This window comes from Streptomyces sp. NPDC007863, assembly GCF_040633895.1.
In the GTDB taxonomy this organism is placed as follows: domain Bacteria; phylum Actinomycetota; class Actinomycetes; order Streptomycetales; family Streptomycetaceae; genus Streptomyces.
In genome coordinates, this window is record NZ_JBEYEI010000005.1 from 110,278 (window position 1) to 134,185 (window position 23,908).

Here is a 23,908-nt window from a genome sequence, read left to right on the forward strand (position 1 = left end):
ACGGTACAACCCGCCCCCGTGTCAAACAGGGAAAGCCCGCAACGGCCACTCGAACGGTAACCCGACTCCTGCCCTTCCTGCCGCCCGGACTGCCGGACCGGCGGGGCGGTTCACTGTGGGGCGGGTCTCAGACGCGGCCGAAGCACCAGAGGCCGAGGGCCAGGAAGAGCGCCCCGGCGAGGCCCGCGAAGGCGGCGGCCGCACGGGGCGCGACGCCGAGCGCGACCGGCTCGCCCTGCCGGACGCGGACGGTCGTCCACAGCAGCAGCGCGCCTCCGAACAGCGTGAACGCCGCTCCCGCGAAGATCGCCGGCCCGCTCTCCATGCCCGTACCCGCTTTCCGTCCCGGCGCCGTCCCGCGCGAAGTGTGTCTCCCGAGGGGAGGCTGACACCTCCCGGCGTCACGGACGCGAATTCCGGGTGAACGACGCGGGCCGGGCCGTCCGGTTTCACGAAGATGGCCGGTAGTGCCCGACTACTCCGAGGCCGGCTTCTCTTCCGGAAGGAGGGACTCCGGGGTGAGGAAGCCCTCCTCCACGAGGAGCCGGATGGCCTGCGGGGTGCGGTCCCGCAGCAGCACCGGGTCCTCGCCCATCAGCTGGGCGATCGCGTCGAGGATCCGGCCGGCGCTGAGGGAGCCGTCGCAGACGCCCGCGAAACCGGCGCCCACGTGGTCGACCCGGGTGGCGCGGCGCATGCCCCGGTTCTGCCGCAGGACGACGTGCTCGGGGTCCTCGGCGCCGGGCAGCCCGACCTGCTCCTGGACCACCTCGGGGGCGAGGGTGAAGCTGTCCGCGAGCAGGGCGGCGTCGTCATGGGTCCGCAGGTAGTCCTGGCGCTCGAAGTGGGCGCCGACCGTCGGGCCGAGCGGCTGCTCCACCGGGTGCGGCCACTCCTCGATCACGATCGACGGCTCGGCCTCGCCCGCCGCCACCGCCGGATGGCGCCGCAGCGTGATCCAGCCGAAGCCGATGGCCTTGGTCCCGCCGGCCTCGAAGGCGTCCAGCCAGCGGTCGTACGCCGCCCGGTACGCCTCGGGGTCGCCCCGGTGGTCGCCGCTGTCCCGCAGCCACAGCTCGGTGTACTGGGTGACGTCCTGCACCTCGCGCTGGACGATCCAGGCGTCGCAGCCGCGCGGCACCCAGGAGCGGAGCCGGTCCTGCCACTCCTCGCCTTCGACGTGCTGCCAGTTGGCGAGGAACTGCGCGTACCCGCCGTCGTTCAGCCGCTCGCCGGCCTGCTGGACGAGGGTCCGGCACAGGTCGTCGCCGCTCATCCCGCCGTCCCGGTAGGTGAGCCCGGCGCCGGGGGAGATCACGAACGGCGGGTTGGAGACGACCAGGTCGTACGTGTCGCCGTCCACCGGCTCGTACAGCGAGCCCTCCAGGAGCTCGGCCTCGCGGGCCCCGGAGAGCGCGAGCGTCAGCCGGGTGAAGTCCAGCGCCCGGGGGTTGAGGTCGGTGGCGGTGACCAGGGTGGCGTGCCGGGAGGCGTGCAGGGCCTGGATGCCGGAACCGGTGCCGAGGTCGAGCGCGGCGGCGACCGGGGTGCGGACGGTGATGCCGGCGAGGGTGGTGGAGGCGCCGCCGACGCCGAGGACGACCCCCTCCTCCCTGGAGCCGATCCCGCCGGCGCCGCCGACGGCGCAGCCCAGGTCGGAGACGATGAACCAGTCCTCGCCCTCCGGTCCGCCGTACGGCCGCACGTCGACGGTCGCGCGGACGGCACCGTCCTCCTCGGCCACCCAGCCGTCGGCCAGCGCCTCCTCCAGCGGGAGGGCGGCGGCGGCCCGGGCGGGCTCGACGGACTCCTGGAGCAGGAAGAGCCGGACGAGGGTCTCCAGTGGGGAGTCGCCCCGGGTGGCGCGCAGGGCGGGCACGGTCTCGCTGCGGGCGAGCGCCGCGTAGGCGGGGGCGCCGAGCCGGTCGAGCAGACCGTCGGCGGTGAAGTCCGCGGCGAGCAGGGCCTCGCGCAGTCGGGCGGCGTGCGCGGGCACCGGGAGGCTGGTGGTCAGGCTGGTCGTACTCACGTGCTCCATTGTGACGGCCGCCCCCGGCATCCCGGTCGACGACAGCCCGGCGAGGGGCGACCCGTCGGCGACGGACCGACGGCCGGCCCGGGAGCGCCCGGTGCCGGCCGTGTCGCGTACGGATCCCGCGGCTCTAGGACATCCGCGGCTCTACGACTTCCGCGGTTCTACGACTCCGAGGAGGCGGAGGCGGAGGCCGTCGCCTTCGGCGAGGCCGAGGTGGTGGGCGTGGCCGTGGCGCCCGCCTTCGGGGAGGCGGAGCCGGACGGCGTCTTCGGGACCGACGGCGTCGGCTTCTGGCAGCCGGGCTGCTGGGCCATGGCCTGGCCCAGCTCGCCGTTCTCCAGGTTGGCCAGCGCGTTCTGGTCCATCTTCTCGATCTTGGTGAGGCCGTCGGCGACGTCCTTCAGGCCCTCGGCGAACTTCTGCTGGTTCGTCGGGTCCAGCGCGTCGACCTGCTTCTTCAGTCCGTCGTAGGCGACGGCGGTCGCGTTGAGCTCCGCGATGACGTCCTTCTGGACCTTCTCGCCGTTCTCGATCGGCGGGACGCCGGCGCTCTCCACGGCCTTGGCGAGCGCCCGGTCGGCGTCCGCGATGTCCTTGAACGCCTGGGAGTCGGCGGCCTGGATCTCCGCCGGACGGCTGTCGGCCGCGGTCGAGATGATGATCTGGTGGGCGTCGGCCCGCTTCTGGATCTGCGGCTTGGCCTGGTCGCAGAACGACTTGGCCCAGTCGTTGACCTTGTCGCCCTCGTCCTCGCTGCAGCCGGACAGCACGAGCACCAGTACCGCACCGCCGGACAGCGCTGCCGCAAGCTTCTTGTTCAACGGATCGGTCCCTTCCAAGACTCTCGGCCCCGGAACATACACGCCGCGCGGACGACTTCCACCTTTCGTACGAGGGATTCCTCCCGTGTTGAATCCGTTTGACCCAAGGGGCGCCCGGCCTCCGGGCGGTCCGCACGTCCGGGAAATGAGACGGACGCCACGTCAGGCGACGGCCACCGGACGGCGCTTGGAGGCGCGGACCGCGACGACCACCACGAGCAGCGCGAAGACGGCGATCCCGGCCCGCGCCCAGGCGTTCGCGTCCTCGCCGTGGCCGAAGCGGACCACGGCCGGGGCGATCAGCAGCGCCACCAGGTTCATGACCTTCAGGAGCGGGTTGATCGCCGGTCCCGCGGTGTCCTTGAACGGGTCGCCGACGGTGTCGCCGATCACCGTCGCCTCGTGCGCCGGGCTGCCCTTGCCGCCGTGGTTTCCGTCCTCGACCAGCTTCTTGGCGTTGTCCCAGGCGCCGCCGGAGTTGGCGAGGAAGACCGCCATCAGCGCGCCGGTACCGATCGCCCCGGCGAGGTACGCGCCGAGCGGGCCGACGCCCAGCGCGAAGCCGACCGCGACGGGGGCGGTGACGGCGAGCAGCCCGGGCGTGGCGAGCTCCCGCAGCGCGTCCTTGGTGCAGATGTCGACGACCCGCCCGTACTCGGGCAGCTCGGTGCCGTCCATGATCCCGGGGTGCTCACGGAACTGCCGCCGTACCTCGTACACCACCGAACCGGCCGACCGGGAGACCGCGTTGATGGCCAGTCCGGAGAAGAGGAAGACGACGGCCGCGCCGAGGATCAGCCCGACGAGGTTGTTGGGCTGCGAGATGTCCATGGAGAGTGTCAACTCCCCGGCCTTGGCGCCGACCTCGGCGACGGAGGTGGCGATGGCGTCGCGGTACGAGCCGAAGAGCGCGGCGGCGGCGAGGACGGCGGTCGCGATCGCGATGCCCTTGGTGATCGCCTTGGTGGTGTTGCCGACGGCGTCCAGCTCGGTGAGGACCTGCGCCCCGGCGCCGCTGACCTCCCCGGACATCTCGGCGATGCCCTGCGCGTTGTCGGCGACCGGGCCGAAGGTGTCCATGGCGACGATCACGCCGACCGTGGTGAGCAGCCCGGTCCCGGCGAGTGCGACCGCGAACAACGCCAGCATCACGGAGGCGCCGCCGAGCAGGAAGGCCCCGTAGACGGCGAGGGCGATGAGGAGCGCCGCGTACACCGCGGACTCCAGGCCGATGGCGACGCCGGCGAGGACGACGGTGGCGGGGCCGGTGAGCGCGGAACGGCCGATGTCCTGGACGGGGCGGCGGCCGGTCTCGGTGAAGTAGCCGGTGAGCCGCTGGATGAGCGCGGCGAGGAAGATCCCGATGGCGACGGCGACCAGGGCGAGGACCCGGGGGTCGCCGTCGTGCTCGTTCAGGCCGGGCTCGGTGACGCCGGCCAGGTCGGCGTAGGAGGACGGCAGGTAGACGAAGGCGGCGACGGCGACGAGGGCGAGGGAGACGACGGCGGAGACGAAGAAGCCCCGGTCGACGGCGCGCATCCCGCCGCGGTCGGAGCGCCGGGGCACGACGGCGAGGACGCCGACGACGGCGGTGAGGACGCCGATCGCGGGCACGACCAGCGGGAAGACCAGGCCGTGGTCGCCGAAGGCGGCCTTGCCGAGGATGAGGGCGGCGACCAGGGTGACGGCGTACGACTCGAAGAGGTCGGCGGCCATGCCCGCGCAGTCGCCGACGTTGTCGCCCACGTTGTCGGCGATGGTGGCGGCGTTGCGCGGATCGTCCTCGGGGATGCCCTTCTCGACCTTGCCGACGAGGTCGGCGCCGACGTCGGCGGCCTTGGTGAAGATGCCGCCGCCGACCCTCATGAACATGGCGATGAGGGCGGCGCCGAGGCCGAATCCCTCCAGGACCTTGGGGGCGTCGGCGGCGTAGACGAGGACGACGCAGGCCGCGCCGAGCAGTCCGAGCCCGACCGTGCACATGCCGACGACGCCGCCGGTGCGGAAGGCGATGCGCAGGGCCCGGTGGGCCGCTTCCACGGGGTCGCGGCCGGGTTCGCCGGGGGCCGGGGCGGCCTCCCGCGCGGCGGCGGCGACCCGGACGTTGGCCCGGACCGCGAGCCGCATCCCCACGTAGCCGGTGACCGCCGAGAACAACGCCCCGACCAGGAAGAACAGCGAGCGCCCGGCCCGCTGCGACCAGGAGTCGGCGGGCAGCGCGAGGAGCAGGAGGAAGACGACGACGGCGAAGAGCGCGATGGTGCGCAGCTGGCGGGCGAGGTAGGCGTTGGCGCCCTCCTGCACGGCGGCGGCGATCCGCCGCATCACCGGGGTGCCCTCGTCGGCCTTGAGCACCTGCCGGCCGAAGAGCCGGGCGGTGACCAGTGCGGCGAGGGCGACCCCGGCGATGACGGCGACGATCGTCCGGTTCCCGCTGGTGAGCACCGCCGCGGCGAGGGCGGCGGGGGCCTGGGCCAATTCCGGTTCCGGGTGCATGGGCACGGATCATAGGCAGTGGAAGTGGGGCGAAAGGGATGGAAGGGATGGCACCCCGCCGGAATCCTTCGATTGCCCCGAGAACGGCCTTGAGCGCGCCTCCGGGGGCCCGGAACGCGTGAAGAGGCCCTGCCGAATACGGCAGGGCCTCTTCACGTACGTCTGTGTACGCCTGTGTACGCCGCCGGGGGCCGCGGGGTCAGGACAGGATGTCCGCGTCCGCCTCCGCCAGGGTGGTGGGCCAGGTCATCCGGATGGTGCCGCCGTCCTCGCCGGCGGTCACCTCGACGTCGTCGACGAGCCCCCGGATCACGGCGAGACCCATCTCGTCCTCGCCGTCGGCCTCGTCGGACTCCTCCGCCGGGGCCTCGGACCGCGCGCCGGGGACACCGGCGGCGGCACCGGAACCGGGCACCTCGTCACCGACCTCGATGGAGAACGTCTTCTCCTCCTCGGTCAGCACGACCCGGATGGGCGTGGTGACGCCGCCGAGGCGGTGCAGCCCGACCGCGCGGGAACACGCCTCGCCGACGGCGAGGCGCACCTCGTCGAGGACCGCCTCGTCCACCCCGGCCCGGCGGGCGACCGCGGCCGCCACCAGGCGGGCCGTGCGGACGTGCTCGGGCTGGGCGCTGAAGCGGAGTTCAACGGTGGCCATGGGATCCCCCCGGTCAGTCGACCGCGTTGACGGCCTCGTCGACCGAGGTGTGGATCGGGAAGACCTTGGTGAGGCCCGTGATCCGGAAGATCTTGAGGATGCGCTCCTGGTTGCAGACCAGGCGCAGCGAACCCTCGTGCGCACGCACGCGCTTCAGGCCACCCACGAGCACGCCGAGGCCGGTGGAGTCGAGGAAGTCCACTCCCTCCATGTCGACGACCAGGTGGTAACTGCCGTCGTTCACCAACTCGACCAACTGCTCGCGCAGCTTGGGCGCGGTATAAACATCAATCTCGCCACCGACCTCGACGACCGTACGGTCGCCGCCAGCTCCGGGCACAGTGCGAGTCGACAGGGACAGGTCCACGGATCCTCCAGCACCTTGCTATCGGGCGTTCGCCCCCTCGGATCTCCCGGGCGGAGTCGGAGAACGAATCGCCAGCCGCGATGGCATTCAATCACTTACCAGCAGCCATGCACGACGCCTTGGAAGCATTGTCCGTCACGCCGGTGACACACTCGGTGCCGATGGCCACGAATCACCGCACCGCTCGACCCGCCGGGGACACGGGCAGCCGCCCCTCCCCGCACCGGGTCCTCGAACGGCTCGCCTCGGGCGAGAGCCGCGCCGCGCGCATCACTCATATGGAGCACATGCCCGCTCGGGCGGGCCGTCATGCCGTCTGGCCGGACCGCATCCGCTCCGAGGTGATCGCCGCGATCCAGGACGCCGGCATCGAGCACCCGTGGGCCCACCAGGCCGAGGCCGCCGAGCACGCCCTCGACGGCGAGTCGGTGGTGATCGCCACGGGTACCGCCTCCGGCAAGTCGCTCGCCTACCTCGCCCCCGTCCTCTCCACCCTCCTCGACGGCGCCGAGGCCGCCAACGGCCGCGGCACGACCGCCCTCTACCTCTCCCCCACCAAGGCCCTCGCCGCCGACCAGCGCCGCGCCGTCCGCGAGCTGGCCGCCCCGCTCGGCAACCGGATCCGGCCCGCCGTCTACGACGGCGACACCCCCGTCGAGGAACGCGAGTGGGTCCGCCAGTACGCGAACTACGTGCTCACCAACCCCGACATGCTGCACCGGGGCATCCTGCCCTCCCACCCCAGGTGGTCCTCCTTCCTGCGCTCGCTGCGCTACGTCGTCATCGACGAGTGCCACACCTACCGGGGCGTCTTCGGATCCCACGTCGCCCAGGTCCTGCGCCGGCTGCGCCGGGTCTGCGCCCGGTACGGCTCCGATCCGGTCTTCCTCCTCGCCTCCGCCACCTCCGCCGACCCGGCCCGCGCCGCCGGCCGGCTCACGGGCCTGCCCGTCACCGAGGTCTCCGACGACGCCTCCCCCCGCGGCGAACTCGTCTTCGCCCTGTGGGAGCCGCCCCTCACCGAGCTCCAGGGCGAGCGGGGCGCCCCGGTCCGCCGCACCGCCACCGCCGAGACCGCCGACCTCCTCACCGACCTCACCCGGCAGGGCGTCCGCACGGTCGCCTTCGTCCGCTCCCGGCGCGGCGCCGAACTGATCTCGGTGATCGCCCAGGAACGGCTCGCCGAGACCGACCGGTCCCTCGCCCGCCGGGTCGCCGCCTACCGGGGCGGCTACCTCCCCGAGGAGCGCCGCGCCCTGGAACGGGCCCTGCACTCCGGGGAGCTCCTCGGCCTCGCCGCCACCACCGCCCTGGAGCTGGGCGTGGACGTCTCCGGCCTCGACGCCGTCCTCATCGCCGGCTACCCCGGCACCCGGGCCTCGCTGTGGCAGCAGGCCGGCCGGGCGGGCCGCTCGGGCGAGGGCGCCCTCGCCGTCATGATCGCCCGTGACGACCCGCTGGACACCTTCCTCGTCCACCACCCCGAGGCGATCTTCGACCAGCCGGTCGAGTCGACCGTCCTGGACCCCGACAACCCCTACGTCCTCGCCCCCCACCTCTGCGCCGCCGCCTCCGAGCTCCCCCTCACCGAGGCCGACCTCGCCCTCTTCGGCCCCGCCGCGCCCGGCCTCATGCCCCAGCTGGAGGGCGCCGGGCTGCTCCGCCGCCGCGCCGGCGGCTGGTACTGGACCCGCCGCGAGCGCGCCGCCGACCTCGCCGACATCCGGGGCGGCGGCGGCAGCCCGGTCCGGATCGTCGAGGAGGGCACCGGACGGCTCCTCGGCACGGTCGACGAGGCCGCCTCCCACGCCTCCGTCCACGAGGGCGCCGTCCACCTCCACCAGGGCCGCACCTACCTGGTCCGCACGCTGGACCTGGAGGATTCCGTCGCCCTCGTCGAAGAGACCGTCCCGCCGTACTCGACCGTCGCCCGCGACACCACCTCCATCCGCGTCCTGGAGACCGACACCGAGCTCCCCTGGGGCGCGGGCCGCCTCTGCTACGGCTCCGTCGAGGTCACCAACCAGGTCGTCTCCTTCCTGCGCCGCAGGCTGATCACGGGCGAGGTCCTCGGCGAGACCAAGCTCGACCTGCCGCCCCGCACCCTGCGCACCCGGGCCGTGTGGTGGACGGTCACCGAGGACCAGCTCGACGCCGCCCGGATCACCCCGGAGATCCTCGGCGGCGCCCTGCACGCCGCCGAACACGCCTCCATCGGCATGCTGCCGCTCTTCGCCACCTGCGACCGCTGGGACATCGGCGGCGTCTCCGTCCCGCTCCACCCGGACACCCTGCTGCCGACCGTCTTCGTGTACGACGGCCACCCCGGCGGCGCCGGCTTCGCCGAACGCGCCTTCCACACCGCCCGGACCTGGCTCGCCGCCACCCGCGAGGCGATCGCCTCCTGCGAGTGCGAGGCCGGCTGCCCCTCCTGCATCCAGTCCCCCAAGTGCGGCAACGGCAACGACCCCCTCCACAAGCGAGGCGCCATCCGCCTCCTCACCGAACTCCTCCGCGAACCCCCCACGGACCCCGCGGACCCCACGGACCCCGCGGCCACGACACCCGCCCCGGAGCCGAACCCGGAGCCGGAGACCGATCCCACGTAGAAGGCACCTCGCCGCCGACCGAACGGCCCGGGGTCAGGGGCCGGAGGGGTCAGGGGCCGGGCGTGGCCGGGCCCGCGCGGGATCTGGCCGTGGGGGCCCATGGCCCGGCGGCCGCCCGGGCCGTCACCTCCGCCTCGGCACCGGTCAGCCGGCAGCGGAGCAGCTCGGCGCCCTGCGCGGTGGCGACGCGGCGGGCCGCCGCGCACGCCTCCGGCTCGCCCCGGACCGCCCGGTCGGCGGCCGCCAGGGCCGCGAGGTCCGCGGCGCCACCGGCCCGGTGCCGGGCGGCCACCGCCTGTCCGAGCGCCAGCACCGCCCCGAAGACCACGCACAGGGCGCAGGCCGCGAAGGCCGTCCACACGCTCGCGACGCCCCGGTCGCCGTGTCCGCGCCTCACACCGGGCCCCCTCCCCCGACGGTGTCCTCGGCGAGGGCCGCGGCCCCGGCCCTCAGAGTCACGCCCAGGCCGCCCGGCCCGGGCGCCGCGGACTCCACGGTCACCCGCCACAGCTCTCCCTCCCGCGCCACCGCCACCCGGGCCCCCTCGGGCGCGGCGGCCCTGGCGGCGGCCACGACGGCGTCCGCGGGCTCCGAACGGGCCGCCGCCCGCGCCCCCGCCCTGGCCGCGTCCACGCACCGGATCTGCGCGGCGGACGCGGCCAGTGCCCACAGCAGCGCCATGGCGAAGAGCGCGAGCACCGGCAGCACCACCGCCGCCTCCACGGTCACCGACCCCCGGTCCCGGCCCCGGTCAGAACGGCGCATCGAGTGCCTTCGTGACCAGGGATTCCAGGGCGCCCGCGACGGACCCGCCGGTCACCACCTTGTAGAACACGGCGGCCAGGCCGGCCGCCGTGAGCGTGCCCAGCGCGTACTCGACCGTGCTCATGCCGCCGTCGGCCCGCAGCGCGGCCCGTCGGGCCGCCCAGAACCCCCGCAGCGCCGCCCGCACCCGCGTGTATGCCGTTTCCATCTCTCTTCCCTCCGTCGTTCGTCCGTCGTTCCGTCGGTTCATGTCGTGTCGTCGTTCAGGGGCCGAGCAGGCCCTTCGCCAGGCCGATCACCACCGGGGCCACCCCGACCGCGAGGAACGCGGGCAGGAAGCACAGCCCCACGGGGGCGCTGATCAGCACCTCGGCCCGGCGGGCCCGGGCGGCGGCCGCGCGGGCGGTCGCCGCCCGCAGTCCGGCCGCGTGCCGGGCCACCGCCTCCGCGGCGGGCGCCCCGGAGGCGTCGGCCCTTTCCAGGCAGCGGGCGAGCCCCTCGGCGCCCGGTATCGCGCCGAATCTCCCCCACACCTCCGCCGGTTCACCGCCGAGCCGCAGCTCGGCGGCGGTCCGCAGCAGCCGCTCCCCGAGCGGCCCGCCGAGGGACCGCCCCACGGCCTCCGCCGCCTCTCCGGGCCCGGCTCCGGCCGAGGCGCAGGCCGCCAGCAGATCGGCCGCCAGCGGGAGCCGTGCCGCCGCCTCCCGGTCCACGGCCGACGACCGGGAGGCACCGGCCCGCCGCAGCCACCACCGGGCACCGAGCACTCCGCCCACGACCGCGAGCAGCGCCGCCACCGCCCCGAGGAACACCCCCGCGACGAGCACCGCGCCCACGACCGCCGCCCGCACCGCTGCCGGCACGTCCCGCGGTCCGGCCGTCAGCCGCGCCCACCGCCGCCCCGGCGCCCCGGCCCGCGCCCCCAAGGGCCCGCCGCCGGCGTCCGCCAGCAGCCCGCCGAGCCGTCGCCGGGCGCCCCGCCCGCCGCGCACCCGCGCCAGTCGCCGCCAGGCCCGGCCGAGCAGCCAGCAGCCCAGGAGCAGCAGCGGGGCCGCCCTCACCAGCAGTTCACTCCGCATCGCCGCCTCCCGCCCGAACGATCCGCGCGGCCCACCACAGCCCGGCCGCCTCCAGCGCACCGCCGAGCACCAGACAGGCCCCTCCGGCGGGGGTGTGCAGCAGCACCCGCAGCGGCTCCGCGCCCATGACCGCGCCGAGACCGATCCCGGCCACCGGGAGGGCCGCGAGCACGGCCACCGTGGCCCAGGCCCCGGACAGTTCGGCCCGCAGCGCCGCGCGCCGCTCGTCCTGCTCCCGGAGGGCGGCCTCCAGCCGGTCGAGGCCGGCGGCCAGTCCCGCGCCGCTGTCGACGGCCACCTGCCAGCAGGCCGCGAGACCCGCGAGGCCTTCGGCGCCCGCCCGGCGGGCCGCTCTCCGCAGCGCCTCCGGCACGTCGCCGCCGAAGCCGACCGCGGCGAGCACCGGGGCCTCCTCCGCGCCGAGGGCGCCGGTGCGGCGGGCCGCGTAGGCGAGGGCGTGGCCCGGCTGGCGGCCGGCCCGCAGCTCGCCGCCGGCGGCCTCGCAGAGCGCCACCACCCGCCCGGCCAGCGCCTCGCGCTCCCTGCGCGCCCCGGCGGCCCGCAGCCGCCGCCGCACGAGCGGGACGGCCAGGGCGCCCACGGCCAGCGGCAGCGGCGACTCGCCCGCCAGCGCGATCAGCCCGGCGGCGGGCAGACAGAGCCACTCCGGTCGCCCACGGGCGGCCGCCCACCAGCGGCCGAGGGCCGCCCGGCCGAAGCCTCCGCTCCCGTACCCGGCCCCGTCCCCGGGGAGCAGGGCCCTCGCCCGCAGGACCACGCGGCGGCGCCCGGCGGCCTGCCGGAGGGCGAGCGCGGCTCCGGCGGCCAGGAGACAGAACCCGGCGTACAGCCCGACCGTCACGGGGCACCTCCGACGAGCGCGCCCAGGCGGGGCCAGCCCCGCTCCCGCTCGAAGCCGGACGGGGCCCAGCGGAGCGCGGGCACCGTCCGCACGAGACCGTCCCGGTCCCGCTCCAGGACGTGGACCTCGGCGATCCGACGGCGCCCGTCGGGGTCGCGCACCAGGTGCAGCACGGCGGAGAGTCCGGCGCCCAGCTGGCTGTGGAGGGCGGCGCGGTCGAGTCCCGCGGCCGTGCCGAGCGCTTCGAGCCGGGCGGGCACATCGGAGGCCGTGTTGGCGTGGAGCGTGCCCGAGCCGCCCTCGTGCCCGGTGTTGAGGGCCGCCAGGAGGTCGACGGCCTCACCGCCGCGGACCTCGCCGACGACCAGCCGGTCGGGCCGCATCCGCAGGGCCTGGCGGACCAGGTCCCTGAGGGTGACGAGGCCGGCGCCCTCCTGGTTCGGCGGCCGGGCCTCCAGCCGCACCACATGGGGGTGGTCGGGGCGCAGCTCGGCCGAGTCCTCGGCGAGGACGATCCGCTCGCGCTCCCCGACGAGGCCGAGCAGGGCGGCGAGGAGCGTCGTCTTGCCCGTGCCGGTGCCTCCGCTGACCAGGTACGACACCCGGGCCTCGATCAGCGCGCGCAGGACCCGGTCGCCGCCGGGCGGCACGGTCCCCGCGGCCGTGAGCTCCTCCAGGGTGAAGGCCCGGGGTCGCATCACCCGCAGCGAGAGGCAGGTGGAGCCGACGGCGACGGGCGGGAGGACCGCGTGCATGCGGGTGCCGTCGGGCAGCCGGGCGTCCACCCAGGGCCGGGCGTCGTCGAGGCGGCGCCCGGCCACGGCCGCGAGCCGCTGGGCGAGCCTCCGGACGGCGGCGGCGTCCGGGAAGACGACGGGCACCCGCTCCAGGCCCGCGCCCCGGTCGACCCACACCCGGTCGGGCGCCGAGACGAGGACGTCGGTGACGTCCGGATCGGCGAGCAGGGCCTCCAGCGGTCCCGCGCCGGTCAACTCGCACCGCAGCTCCTCGGCGGCCCCCAGCACCTCGGTGTCCCCGAGCAGGCGCCCCTGGGCCCGCAGCGCGGCCGCGACGCGGGCCGGGGTCGGCTCGGCGCCGCTCGCCGCGAGCCGCTGCCGCACGGCGTCGAGGAGCCCGGACCCGCCGGCCCGTGCGACCGGAAGCGCACCGGACGGGGCGGTCTCCACCGCGCCGGTGCCGGTCATGCCGCACCGCCGGAGGGCAGCGCCTGCTCCCAGAAGGCGGCGCAGAAGCGGCCGAGCGGGCCCCGGGGGTCGGCGCCCGGTGGGGTGCCCTCGTCCTGGCCCGTCACGATGACGGGGTCGTAGGGGAGTTCGCCGGCGAGCGGCAGTCGCAGCGCGTCGGCGACCCAGCGCTCGTCGAGCCCGGCCGCGTACGGCCCCCGCACCACGGCCCGCAGGTCGCGGACGCCGAGGGAGAGGGTGCCGGCGATGCGGTGGGCGGCGGCGACGGCCCGCAGTTCGCCGGGGACGACGAGGAGGCCGAGGTCGAGCTGGGCCAGGACCTCGGCCCCGGCCTCGTCGACGGCGCGCGGCAGGTCGACCACGACGACCCCGCCGCCGCGCCGGGCCGCGGCGAGCACGGCCCGGACCGCGTCGGGCGGCACGGAGCCGGTGGGCTCCCGGCCCCAGCTCAGCACCCGCACGCCCCGGGCCGCGGGCAGCGACTCGGCCAGGGCCCCGCCGGCCAGCCGTCCCTTCGAGGCGGTGAAGTCGCTCCAGCGCCTGCCCTCCTCCCGCTCGGCACCGAGGAGCACGTCGAGCCCGCCGCCGAGCGGGTCGCCGTCGACGAGCAGGGTCCGCCGGCCCGAGCGGGCTGCGGCGAGCGCGAGTCCGCAGGCGAGGGTGGAGGCGCCGGCGCCGCCGCGTCCGCCGACGACGCCGACGGTCAGCGCCGTCCGGCCGCCCCCTTCGGCGGCGTCGGCGATCCGCTCGACGAGCCGGGACTCGGCGCCCGGCAGCCTGAGCACGCTGTCCGCGCCGAGCTCGACGGCGAGCCGCCACACCTCCGGGTCGTCCGGGGCCCGTCCGACGAGGACGACCCCGGGCCGGCGCACCGAGCCCCGGCAGCGGGCCGCGACGTCCTCCCCGACCAGGACGAGCGGGGGATCGGTCCAGCTCGCCCGCCGCTCGGGCACCCGGTGGTGCACCTCGGGCTCGACGCCGGCCGCGGCGCACAGCCGCAGCAGGTCGTCGAGGAGGGCGACGTCCTCGGTGACGATCAGCGGACCGGGCCCGCGCACCCCTTCCCCGTCCCGCGCCGTGGACTCGTGCCGCGCCGTGGCTTCGTGCTCCGCTCCCGTGCGGGAGACCGTCGGCTTGTGCATCGCGCACACCCCTCTCGTGATTCCTGCGGGCCGCGAACTTCGCGACGGGAATCACGGTGAGGCCGAGCGGGAAATCGTGCGGAGTCCACCGAAAAACTGTGGACAATCCACTGCCTGTGAATATCTCGACCACCCGTCCGAGGACTGCCCGGAACGCAGCCCGCCGGTTACTCTGAGTGACGAATCGAGGGGTCGCCGGGCGCCGGACAGCCGGGCGCGCGGCGGCGGAAGGGAAGGGAGCGAGCCATGGCCCAGCGGGCGAAAACGGCTCCGGACATGCGACGACCCCCGCCGGGGGGGAGAGCGGGGGTCGTCTCTCCGGCCGACTCGGGGGGGGAGGAGCCGGTCCGGGTTAGCACGGTCGCGAACGATCCGTGACTTCCATGGTGTACCCGAGAGCCTTCTCAGGCAAACCCACGCGCCCGAGCGTACGCCGAATGGCGGGCACCTATGCTCAGCGTTGTGGAAAACCACTCCTTGCCGCGCACAGCCGCCTTCTTTGACCTGGACAAGACGGTCATTGCGAAGTCTTCGACGCTGACCTTCAGCAAGTCCTTCTACCGGGGCGGACTGATCAGCCGCCGTGCCGCACTGCGGACGGCCTACATCCAGTTCGTGTTCCTGATCGGCGGGGCCGATCACGACCAGATGGAGCGGATGCGCGAATATCTTTCCGCGCTCTGCAAAGGCTGGAACGTGGCCCAGGTCAAGGAACTCGTCGCCGAGACCCTGCACGACCTCATCGACCCGATCATCTACGACGAGGCCGCCTCCCTCATCGAGGAGCACCACGCCGCCGGCCGCGACGTCGTGATCGTCTCCACCTCCGGCGCCGAGGTGGTCGAGCCGATCGGCGAGATGCTCGGGGCCGACCGGGTCGTCGCCACCCGGATGGTGGTCGGCGAGGACGGCTGCTTCACCGGGGAGGTGGAGTACTACGCCTACGGCCCGACGAAGGCCGAGGCGGTCCGCGAGCTGGCGAAATCGGAGGGGTACGACCTCTCCCGCTGCTACGCCTACAGCGACTCGGCGACCGACCTCCCGATGCTGGAGGCGGTCGGGCACCCGTACGCGGTCAACCCCGACCGGACGCTGCGCCGCGAGGCGGTCGCCCGGGAGTGGCCGGTGCTGGTCTTCGACCGGCCGGTGCGGCTGAAGCAGCGGCTGCCGGACTTCCGGATGCCGCCGCGTCCGGCGCTGATGGCCGCGGCGGCCGTGGGCGCGGCGGCGGCGACGGCCGGACTGGTCTGGTACGCCACCCGGCGGCGCCACCGGGCCGCGACGGCGGTCCTCGCCGGGAGCTGACCGCTTGTCCCGTTTTCAGGCGATCCAGGGCTGAGGACCCTGAAAGAGCGGAAAGAAGCCGACCCACCACTTTCGCTTACCGGCGGACAGGAGTAGAAAGGAATCAGGCCCGCGAGACCTGGGACATCCGAGAGGATCACCTGTTGAGCATGAAGGCCCCACGGACCTGACGCACAAAAACCTGGCACCCACGCGACGTCGACCCGTCGATTACGGGCCAGCCGCACCAGGCGAAGGGCAAAGCACCCCGCCTGATGGGCACATATCGAGGACGCTTGGTAACTGGGTGGACGTGCCAGCGGCGGTACTGAAGGTTGGTACCGCCGCAACCCATGTCCGGGGGCTTTTCAGGCGGCGCCGCGCTGGAGCGCCTCACAGACCGCCGTCGACTCCCGGACGCCGAGTTCCACCGCGCGCCCGCAGTGCGCGATCCAGCCGCCGACGCCCTCCGGGGTGCCGGTGAGGTACCCCTCGAAGGCGGCCGCGTAGGCGGCCCGGCCCTGCTCCGCGTGACCGACCTCGGCCGGGCAGATGCCCTTCGGGTCGAGACCGCTGCCCTCCAGCACGATCCGCTCGGCGGTCCGGGCGACGAGGCCGTTGTGCGAGGTGAAGGGGCGCAGGGCGAGCAGTTCGCCGTGGACCACGGCGGAGAGGACCAGCGCCGGGGCCTCGCTGCCGGCGACGACGAGCTCCGCGAGGCCGTCGAGGCGGGCCGCGACCTCGTCCGGAGTGGGCAGCGGGGCCTCGATCAGCGGCTCGGTCACGGCCTCGCCGGCCTGCCGGGGACGGCCGGTCGACTCCACGTGCTCGCCCGCGGCGACCAGGTGGAGCCGGGCCAGCACGCGGAGCGGCGACTGGCGCCAGATCGAGAGCAGTTCGCCCGCCTCGGCGCTCAGGCGCAGGGCGGCGCCGACGGTGCGGGCCTCGGGGTCGGCGCTGAAGTCGGTCCGGCGGCGGACCTCTTCCAGGGCCCAGTCGGCACCGGCCAGCGCGGCCGAGCCGCGGGCACCGCGGAGCGCAGCCTCGTGGGCGATCTCGTTGCTGCGGCGGCGCATCACACGGTGGCCGTAGACCCGGTCGACGGCCTTGCGTACGGAGTCCACCGCGTCGGCGACGCCCGGCAGGGTGCCGAGGGCGGCCAAGGGGTCAGAGGCGTGCGTACTCATAGGTAAGGAGGCTACGCGCCCCGGGGGCCCGCCCCACGTTGGAGTGGTCTTCTTCATAGACCTTGACCACTCGGCGCGTTCATGCCGCTACGCTAGGTGAACATGAAGATCGCTTTCGTCGGGAAGGGCGGCAGCGGCAAGACGACGCTGTCCTCGCTCTTCGTCCGCCACCTCGCCGCCACCGAGTCGCCGGTCGTCGCCGTCGACGCGGACATCAACCAGCACCTGGGAGTCGCGCTCGGCCTCACCGAGGCGGAGGCGGCCGCGCTGCCCGCGATGGGGGCGCACCTGCCGCTGATCAAGGAGTACCTGCGCGGCAGCAACCCCCGGATCACCTCGGCCGAGACGATGATCAAGACGACGCCGCCCGGGGAGGGTTCGCGGCTGCTGCGGGTCCGGGAGGAGAATCCGGTGTACGAGGCGTGCGCCCGGCAGGTGCGGCTCGACCCGGGCGAGGTGCGGCTGATGGCGACCGGGCCGTTCACCGAGGCGGACCTCGGCGTCGCCTGCTACCACTCGAAGGTCGGCGCGGTGGAGCTGTGCCTGAACCATCTGGTGGACGGGGCCGGCGAGTACGTGGTGGTCGACATGACGGCCGGTTCGGACTCCTTCGCGTCCGGCATGTTCACCCGCTTCGACATGACCTTCCTGGTCGCCGAGCCGACCCGCAAGGGGGTGTCGGTGTACCGCCAGTACAAGGAGTACGCGCGGGACTTCGGCGTCGCGCTGAAGGTCGTCGGCAACAAGGTGCAGGGCCCGGACGACCTGGACTTCCTGCGCCAGGAGGTCGGCGACGACCTGCTGGTCACGGTCGGCCACTCGGACTGGGTCCGGGCCATGGAGAAGGGCCGCCCGCCGCGCTTCGAGCGGCTGGAGCCCGAGAACCACCACGCGCTGCGGACCATGCGGGAGGCGGCGGACGCCGCGTACCCCCGCCGCGACCGGCACCGCTACACGAGCCAGATGGTCCACTTCCACCTCCGCAACGCGGAGAGCTGGGGCAACGCCAAGACGGGGGCCGACCTGGCGGCGCAGGTCGACCCCGACTTCGTGCTCGGCGAGCCCGCCGCCGAACCCATCGCCGCGGGCACGCGCTGACCGGACGGTGCGCCACCGCCGGACGGAGTCCGGCACAGCCCCCCGAAGCCCGGGAGGCGCCCCGGCGCCGAGCGGTGCGAGCGGGGGCCGAAGAAGAGAAGGGTCCGGGGGCCGACCTGGCGGCGCAGGTCGACCCCGACTTCGTGCTCGGCGAGCCGATGGCGGAAGCCATCGGCTGAGCCGTCGGCGGGGGTGGCCAGGCGCGGGTGGCCAGGCGCGGGTGGCTAGGCGCGGGGCTCGGGCTGCCGGGCGGGGGCGGGGGCCTGGGGCTGGGCTGCCAGGAAGGCGGGCCAGCCTCCGGTGGGGGCTTCGCCGACCTTCAGGGTGCGCATCTTGGCGATGACGGCCGGGTCCTGGGCGTCGAGCCAGTCCGCGAGCTGGCGGAAGGAGACGCACTCGACGTCCTTCTGGACGCAGACCGTGGCGATGGTCTCCTCGATGGCGCGCATGTAGGTGCCGCCGTTCCAGGACTCGAAGTGGTTGCCGATGATGACCGGCGCCCGGTTGCCCCGGTAGGAGCGCTCGAAGGCCTGGACGAGGCCGTCGCGCATCTGGTCGCCCCAGTAGCGGTGCATGCCCGGGTCGCCCTGGGTGGTGCCGGGCGACTGGTTGACCAGGAAGTTGTAGTCCATGGACAGGGTCTGGAAGGCGCGGCCGGGGACCGGGACGAGGTGCATGGACAGGTCCCAGAGGCCGTGGTCCTTCTCCGGCCAGATCTGGTCGTTGACGCCGCTGGTGTCGTAGCGGAAGCCCAGCTCGGAGGCGGCCTTCACGAAGTTGGCGCGTCCCTCCAGGCAGGGGGTGCGGGCGCCGACGAGCTCCTTGTCGTAGTCGAAGGGGAGCGGCTGCTCGGCGCGCAGGCCCGCGTTGGTCTTCCAGTTCTTGACGAAGGACTTGGCCTGCCGGATCTCGCTCTTCCACTCCTCCACGGACCAGGTGCCGACGCCGCCCTCGGCGCCGCAGAAGTGGCCGTTGAAGTGGGTGCCGACCTCGTTGCCCTCCAGCCACGCGCCGCGCAGTTCGCGGACGGTGTCACGGATGCCCTCGGCGTCGTTGAAGCCGATGTCGGAGCGGCCGGCGGAGTGCTTGGGCGGGTCGTACATCTCCCGCTTCTCCTCCGGCAGGAGGTACACGCCGCTGAGGAAGTACGTCATGGTCGCGTCGTACTTCTTGCCGACCTTCCGGAAGTGCGAGAAGAGCTTCTGGCTGTCCTCGCCGGCGCCGTCCCAGGAGAAGACGACGAACTGCGGCGGGGCCTCGCCGGGCTTCAGCTTCTTCCAGGTCGGCTGGTGCGGCTGGGCGCCGGTGTAGGCGGTGGAGCCGTCGCCGATCAGCCGGACCGCGTTCTCCGGCGCGGCGGCCGGGGCCTTCTTCGCCCCCGCCCCCGCTCCGGGGGCGCCCTGGGTCCCCGGACCGGAGGAAGCCGGCTCCGAGCAGCCGGCCAGGCCGCCGATCAGGGCGACGGTGAGGGCGCCGGCGGCCAGCGTCTTCCTCCGGAACGTACTTCCTCGCACGACGGCTGACATCCGCCCACCTCTCCTCTGGCGACTACGGGCTACGAGCGGCGTCAACGTCGCACCCGGCCCGCCGGAGAGATGAAACGACAAGCGGCATTTCGCGGCCCATTCACCGGAACCGGTGAACCATTGCCCTGTTTGCCCCGAAAATAATGCCGGAGACTTTACTCTCCATTACGATTCGTTTACTCAGAGTTGAGGTACCCGTTCGGCCCCGAAGGAGACCGGATGACCCTCTGCACCCCCGCCCGCACGCCCAACCGACCACGCGTCCAGCGGCCCCACAGCCCGCCCGGAGGCGCCCGCCGCCTCCTCCCCGCCGGCGCGGACGTCTCCGCGTCGATCGCCGTCTTCCTGATCGCGCTGCCGCTCTCGCTCGGCATCGCCCTCGCCACCGGAGCCCCGCTCCAGGCCGGACTGGTCGCCGCCGCCGTCGGCGGTCTGGTCGCCGGCCGGCTCGGCGGCTCCCCGCTCCAGGTGAGCGGACCCGCCGCCGGCCTCACCGTCGTCACCGCCGAGCTGATCCAGCGGTACGGCTGGCGCACCACCTGCGCCATCACGGTCCTCGCCGGCCTCGCCCAACTCGCCCTGGCCGCCGTGCGGGTGGCCCGCTCGGCGCTCATCGTGTCGCCCGCGATCGTGCACGGCATGGTGGCGGGCATCGGCGTCACCATCGCGCTGGCCCAGCTCCACATCGTCCTCGGCGGCACCCCGCAGAGCTCCGCCATCGACAACGCCCTGGGCCTGCCCGCCCAGTTGGCGGACGTCAGACCCGCCGCACTCGTCATCAGCGGGCTGACCGTCGCCGTCCTGCTCGGCTGGCCCCGCCTTCCCGGCCGCGTCGGCCGGTTCCTGCGGAAGGCCCCCGCCGCCCTGGTCGGCGTCGGCGGCGCGACCCTGCTCGCGCTGGCCGCCGGACTCACCGTGCCCCGGGTCGACCTGCCGTCCTGGAGCAGCCACGCGCTCCCCGGGCTTCCCGACGGACCGGTCCTCGGCATCGCCACCGGGGTCCTGACGATCACCCTGGTCACCAGCGTGCAGTCGCTGCTCTCGGCGGTCGCCGTCGACAAGCTCGTCGCCGCCCGCCCGGACCGGGGCAAGGGGATTCCGCGCTCCGCCCTCGACCGCGAGCTGGCCGGCCAAGGCGCGGCCAACATGGTCTCCGGGGCACTCGGCGGCCTGCCGGTCGCCGGCGTGGCGGTCCGCAGCGTCGCCAACGTCTCGGCGGGCGCGGTCAGCCGTGCCTCCACCATGCTGCACGGCCTGTGGATCGTGCTCGCCGCGCTGCTGCTGGTCCCCGCCATCGACCTGATCCCGCTGGCCGCGCTCGCCGCGCTGGTGATGGTGGTCGGCATCCAGATGGTGAGCATCACCCACATCCGTACGGTGACCCGGCACCGCGAGGTCGCGGTGTACGCGGTGACCGTGACCGGGGTCGTCCTGGTCGGCGTGCTGGAGGGCGTCGCCCTCGGCGTCGCCGTCGCCGTCGCCGTCGCCATGTCCCGGCTCGCCCGGACCCGGATCACCCGGGAGGACCGGGACGGGCGCCAGCTGCTGCGCGTGCGCGGCCAGTTGACCTTCCTCGCCGTGCCGCGGCTGAGCCGGGCCCTGCACCAGATCCCCGCAGGCTCGGAGGTGACCGTGGAGCTGGACGGCTCGTTCATGGACCACGCCGCGTACGAGACGCTGAACGACTGGGCGGCCGGCCACCGGGCGCACGGCGGTGTCGTCGAGCTGACCGGCCCCGCCGGAGGCCGTATCGCCGGGTCGCCCGCCGACCGCGCATCCGGCCCGGAGTCCGGCACGAGCCCGGCGGCGGACGCCTCCCCGCACCCCTGCTGCCGGCCCTGGACCCCCTGGCACAACCACCAGTGCGCCGGGCTGCCCGTGCCGTCCCTCTCCCCCGCCGAGGAGCCTCCGGCGCGGACGGGGCATCAGCTCGTCCACGGCATCGGCACGTTCCAGCGGAACACCGCGCCGCTGGTCCGCGACGAGCTGGCCCGGCTCGCCCGGGAGGGCCAGAGACCCTCCCAGCTCTTCCTCACCTGCGCCGACTCCCGCCTGGTGACCAGCATGATCACCTCCAGCGGTCCCGGCGACCTCTTCACCGTGCGCAACGTCGGCAATCTGGTGCCGCTGCCCGGCGAGGAGAGCGGGGACGACTCGGTGGCCGCGGCGATCGAGTACGCGGTGGACGTCCTGCGGGTGCAGTCGATCACCGTGTGCGGCCACTCCGGCTGCGGCGCCATGCAGGCCCTGCTCGGCGCGGCGCCCGACGGTCCGGCGACGCCGCTGCGCCGCTGGCTGCGGCACGGCCGGCCGAGCCTGGAGCGGATGGCGAGCCGCCGTCACGCCTGGGCGCGGATCTCCGGACGGCTGCCGGCGGACGCGGTCGAGCAGCTGTGCCTGACCAACGTGGTGCAGCAGCTGGAGCACCTGCGGGCGTACGAGTCGGTGGCGAGACGGCTCGCCGACGGCAGCCTCACCCTGCAGGGGATGTACTTCCACGTGGGCGAGGCGCAGGCGTATCTGCTCTCCGACGCGGACGAGGTACGCGGCTACGACGACGTCTTCCACGGCGTGCCGCCGACGGCCCTGGCCGCCCGCGCGTCCTGAACCTTTCCCGTTCCCGCTCCGTGAGACTGTGTGGCCCCTCCGTCCCTCCGCTCGGGACGGAGGGGTCCCCGTCCGTCAAGACACTCACAGGTCTAAACCAATTCCCCGGAGACTCTTGTCACCCGGGGCATCGGGCTGATGAGCTATGACGCGGGACACATACGCACAGAGGACGCCCTGGGAAAGGGAGATGTCGTGAGCAACGAAAGCCTGGCCAATCTGCTCCGGGAAGAGCGCCGCTTCGCGCCGCCCGCCGAGCTGGCCGCGCACGCCAACGTGACGGCGGAGGCGTACGAGCAGGCCGAGGCGGACAGGCTGGGCTTCTGGGCCGAGCAGGCCAGGCGCCTGACCTGGTCCACCGAGCCGACCGAGACCCTCGACTGGTCGAACCCGCCGTTCGCCAAGTGGTTCGCCGACGGCGAGCTCAACGTGGCGTACAACTGCGTCGACCGGCACGTCGAGGCCGGCCACGGCGACCGGGTCGCCATCCACTTCGAGGGCGAGCCGGGCGACAGCCGGGCGATCACCTACGCCGAGCTCAAGGACGAGGTCTCCAAGGCCGCCAACGCCCTGACCGAGCTGGGCGTCCGCAAGGGCGACCGGGTCGCGGTCTACCTGCCGATGATCCCCGAGGCCGCGATCACGATGCTGGCCTGCGCCCGCGTCGGCGCCGCCCACTCGGTCGTCTTCGGCGGCTTCTCCGCCGACGCCGTCGCCTCCCGCATCCAGGACGCCGACGCCAAGGTGGTCGTGACCGCCGACGGCGGCTACCGCCGCGGCAAGCCGTCCGCGCTCAAGCCGGCCATCGACGAGGCCGTGGCCAAGTGCCCGACCGTCGAGCACGTCCTGGTCGTCCGCCGCACCGGCGAGGACACCGCCTTCACCGAGGGCCGCGACGTGTGGTGGCACGACGTCGTCGAGCGCCAGTCCGCCGAGCACACCCCCGAGGCGTTCCCGGCCGAGCACCCGCTCTTCATCCTGTACACCTCGGGCACCACGGGGAAGCCGAAGGGCATCCTGCACACCTCCGGCGGCTACCTCACCCAGGCCGCGTACACCCACCACGCCGTCTTCGACCTCAAGCCGGAGACCGACGTCTACTGGTGCACGGCCGACATCGGCTGGGTGACCGGCCACTCGTACATCGTCTACGGCCCGCTGGCCAACGGCGCGACCCAGGTCATGTACGAGGGCACCCCGGACACCCCGCACCAGGGCCGGGTCTTCGAGATCGTGCAGAAGTACGGCGTCACCATCCTCTACACGGCGCCGACGCTGATCCGCACGTTCATGAAGTGGGGCGACGACATCCCCGCGAAGTTCGACCTGAGCAGCCTGCGGGTCCTCGGCTCGGTCGGCGAGCCGATCAACCCCGAGGCCTGGGTCTGGTACCGCAAGCACATCGGCGCCGACCGGTGCCCCATCGTGGACACGTGGTGGCAGACCGAGACCGGCGCGATGATGATCTCGCCGCTCCCCGGCGTCACCGAGACCAAGCCGGGCTCCGCCCAGCGCCCGCTGCCGGGCATCTCCGCCACCGTCGTCGACGACGAGGCGAACGAGGTGCCGGACGGCGGCGGCGGCTACCTGGTGCTCACCGAGCCCTGGCCGTCGATGCTCCGCACCATCTGGGGCGACGACCAGCGCTTCATCGACACCTACTGGTCCCGCTTCGAGGGCCGGTACTTCGCCGGCGACGGCGCCAAGAAGGACGACGACGGCGACATCTGGCTGCTCGGCCGGGTCGACGACGTCATGCTGGTCTCCGGCCACAACATCTCGACCACCGAGGTCGAGTCCGCGCTCGTCTCCCACCCGGCGGTGGCCGAGGCGGCCGTCGTCGGCGCCGCCGACGAGACCACCGGCCAGGCGATCGTCGCCTTCGTAATCCTGCGCGGCACCGCCAGCCAGGACGACAACCTCGTCGCCGAGCTGCGCAACCACGTGGGCGCCACGCTCGGCCCGATCGCCAAGCCCAAGCGGATCCTGCCGGTGGCCGAGCTGCCGAAGACCCGCTCCGGCAAGATCATGCGCCGACTGCTGCGCGACGTGGCGGAGAACCGCCAGGTCGGCGACGTCACCACGCTGGCCGACTCCTCGGTCATGTCGCTCATCCAGGACCAGCTGCCGGCCGCCTCCAGCGAGGACTGAGCACCGGCACCCCCTC

Annotated in this window: 20 protein-coding genes; 5 read left to right on the forward strand and 15 right to left on the reverse strand. The window is 74.2% G+C overall.

Going from position 1 to position 23,908, the window contains the following annotated elements:
• Positions 1-127: 127 nt before the first annotated feature.
• The 6 genes from ABZ621_RS09680 to ABZ621_RS09705 form a co-directional block, all read right to left on the reverse strand.
• Complete coding sequence (locus ABZ621_RS09680) at positions 128-325, reverse strand: hypothetical protein (protein WP_360602464.1); 198 nt, start codon at positions 323-325, stop codon at positions 128-130.
• Between the two features lie 150 nt (positions 326-475).
• Positions 476-2,029 (reverse strand): methyltransferase, encoded by a 1,554-nt coding sequence (locus ABZ621_RS09685; RefSeq protein ID WP_360602466.1) that lies wholly within the window; start codon positions 2,027-2,029, stop codon positions 476-478.
• 167 nt (positions 2,030-2,196) lie between these two features.
• Positions 2,197-2,856 carry a small secreted protein gene (locus ABZ621_RS09690; RefSeq protein ID WP_360602468.1) on the reverse strand — a complete coding sequence of 220 codons (660 nt, stop codon included), beginning with the start codon at positions 2,854-2,856 and terminating at the stop codon, positions 2,197-2,199.
• A gap of 162 nt (positions 2,857-3,018) precedes the next feature.
• Positions 3,019-5,352, reverse strand: a complete 2,334-nt coding sequence (locus ABZ621_RS09695; RefSeq protein ID WP_360602470.1) for a sodium-translocating pyrophosphatase — start codon at positions 5,350-5,352, stop codon at positions 3,019-3,021.
• A 199-nt stretch (positions 5,353-5,551) separates the two neighbouring features.
• Positions 5,552-6,010 carry an ATP-binding protein gene (locus ABZ621_RS09700; RefSeq protein ID WP_360602472.1) on the reverse strand — a complete coding sequence of 153 codons (459 nt, stop codon included), beginning with the start codon at positions 6,008-6,010 and terminating at the stop codon, positions 5,552-5,554.
• Between the two features lie 13 nt (positions 6,011-6,023).
• A complete protein-coding gene (locus ABZ621_RS09705) occupies positions 6,024-6,377 on the reverse strand; it encodes an STAS domain-containing protein (protein WP_030749286.1) in 354 nt (117 codons plus the stop codon).
• A gap of 80 nt (positions 6,378-6,457) precedes the next feature.
• Here ABZ621_RS09705 and ABZ621_RS09710 point away from each other — a divergent pair, with 80 nt between their 5' ends.
• Positions 6,458-8,986, forward strand: a complete 2,529-nt coding sequence (locus ABZ621_RS09710; RefSeq protein WP_360602474.1) for a DEAD/DEAH box helicase — start codon at positions 6,458-6,460, stop codon at positions 8,984-8,986.
• A gap of 49 nt (positions 8,987-9,035) precedes the next feature.
• Here ABZ621_RS09710 and ABZ621_RS09715 read toward each other — a convergent pair whose 3' ends face one another.
• From ABZ621_RS09715 to ssd, 7 genes are read right to left on the reverse strand one after another with little or no spacing between them, the layout of a single operon-like run.
• On the reverse strand, positions 9,036-9,383 hold the full coding sequence (locus ABZ621_RS09715) for an Rv3654c family TadE-like protein (RefSeq protein WP_360602476.1): 348 nt from the start codon (positions 9,381-9,383) through the stop codon (positions 9,036-9,038).
• On the reverse strand, positions 9,380-9,751 hold the full coding sequence (locus tag ABZ621_RS09720) for a TadE family type IV pilus minor pilin (protein ID WP_360602478.1): 372 nt from the start codon (positions 9,749-9,751) through the stop codon (positions 9,380-9,382). Before ABZ621_RS09720 ends, ABZ621_RS09715 begins: the two co-directional genes overlap by 4 nt.
• Positions 9,738-9,959, reverse strand: coding sequence for a DUF4244 domain-containing protein (locus ABZ621_RS09725; protein WP_360602480.1), 222 nt, complete (start codon positions 9,957-9,959; stop codon positions 9,738-9,740). Before ABZ621_RS09725 ends, ABZ621_RS09720 begins: the two co-directional genes overlap by 14 nt.
• Before the next feature lie 55 nt (positions 9,960-10,014).
• Complete coding sequence (locus tag ABZ621_RS09730) at positions 10,015-10,830, reverse strand: type II secretion system F family protein (protein WP_360602482.1); 816 nt, start codon at positions 10,828-10,830, stop codon at positions 10,015-10,017.
• Complete coding sequence (locus ABZ621_RS09735; protein WP_360602484.1) at positions 10,820-11,692, reverse strand: type II secretion system F family protein; 873 nt, start codon at positions 11,690-11,692, stop codon at positions 10,820-10,822. Before ABZ621_RS09735 ends, ABZ621_RS09730 begins: the two co-directional genes overlap by 11 nt.
• The gene (locus ABZ621_RS09740; RefSeq protein ID WP_360602486.1) at positions 11,689-12,897 is read right to left on the reverse strand and encodes a TadA family conjugal transfer-associated ATPase; all 1,209 of its coding nucleotides are present in this window, start codon (positions 12,895-12,897) and stop codon (positions 11,689-11,691) included. Before ABZ621_RS09740 ends, ABZ621_RS09735 begins: the two co-directional genes overlap by 4 nt.
• The gene (gene ssd, locus ABZ621_RS09745) at positions 12,894-14,039 is read right to left on the reverse strand and encodes a septum site-determining protein Ssd (RefSeq protein WP_360602488.1); all 1,146 of its coding nucleotides are present in this window, start codon (positions 14,037-14,039) and stop codon (positions 12,894-12,896) included. The genes ABZ621_RS09740 and ssd overlap by 4 nt, the downstream gene beginning before the upstream one ends.
• A gap of 450 nt (positions 14,040-14,489) precedes the next feature.
• Between ssd and ABZ621_RS09750 the strand changes: the two genes are divergently transcribed.
• Positions 14,490-15,344, forward strand: a complete 855-nt coding sequence (locus ABZ621_RS09750) for an HAD-IB family hydrolase (protein WP_360602490.1) — start codon at positions 14,490-14,492, stop codon at positions 15,342-15,344.
• A gap of 347 nt (positions 15,345-15,691) precedes the next feature.
• On the opposite strand, the gene ABZ621_RS09755 is transcribed toward ABZ621_RS09750, so the two are convergent.
• Positions 15,692-16,510, reverse strand: coding sequence for an oxidoreductase (locus ABZ621_RS09755; protein WP_360602491.1), 819 nt, complete (start codon positions 16,508-16,510; stop codon positions 15,692-15,694).
• A gap of 102 nt (positions 16,511-16,612) precedes the next feature.
• Here ABZ621_RS09755 and ABZ621_RS09760 point away from each other — a divergent pair, with 102 nt between their 5' ends.
• Entirely contained in the window at positions 16,613-17,608 is a 996-nt protein-coding gene (locus ABZ621_RS09760; RefSeq protein ID WP_360602493.1) for an ATP-binding protein, read from the forward strand.
• A gap of 224 nt (positions 17,609-17,832) precedes the next feature.
• Here ABZ621_RS09760 and ABZ621_RS09765 read toward each other — a convergent pair whose 3' ends face one another.
• Entirely contained in the window at positions 17,833-19,134 is a 1,302-nt protein-coding gene (locus ABZ621_RS09765) for a hypothetical protein (RefSeq protein WP_360602495.1), read from the reverse strand.
• 219 nt (positions 19,135-19,353) lie between these two features.
• Between ABZ621_RS09765 and ABZ621_RS09770 the strand changes: the two genes are divergently transcribed.
• Together ABZ621_RS09770 and acs are read left to right on the forward strand one after the other, a co-directional pair.
• Entirely contained in the window at positions 19,354-21,741 is a 2,388-nt protein-coding gene (locus tag ABZ621_RS09770; protein WP_360602497.1) for a SulP family inorganic anion transporter, read from the forward strand.
• A 195-nt stretch (positions 21,742-21,936) separates the two neighbouring features.
• On the forward strand, positions 21,937-23,892 hold the full coding sequence (gene acs / locus ABZ621_RS09775) for an acetate--CoA ligase (RefSeq protein ID WP_360602499.1): 1,956 nt from the start codon (positions 21,937-21,939) through the stop codon (positions 23,890-23,892).
• Positions 23,893-23,908 lie beyond the last annotated feature (16 nt).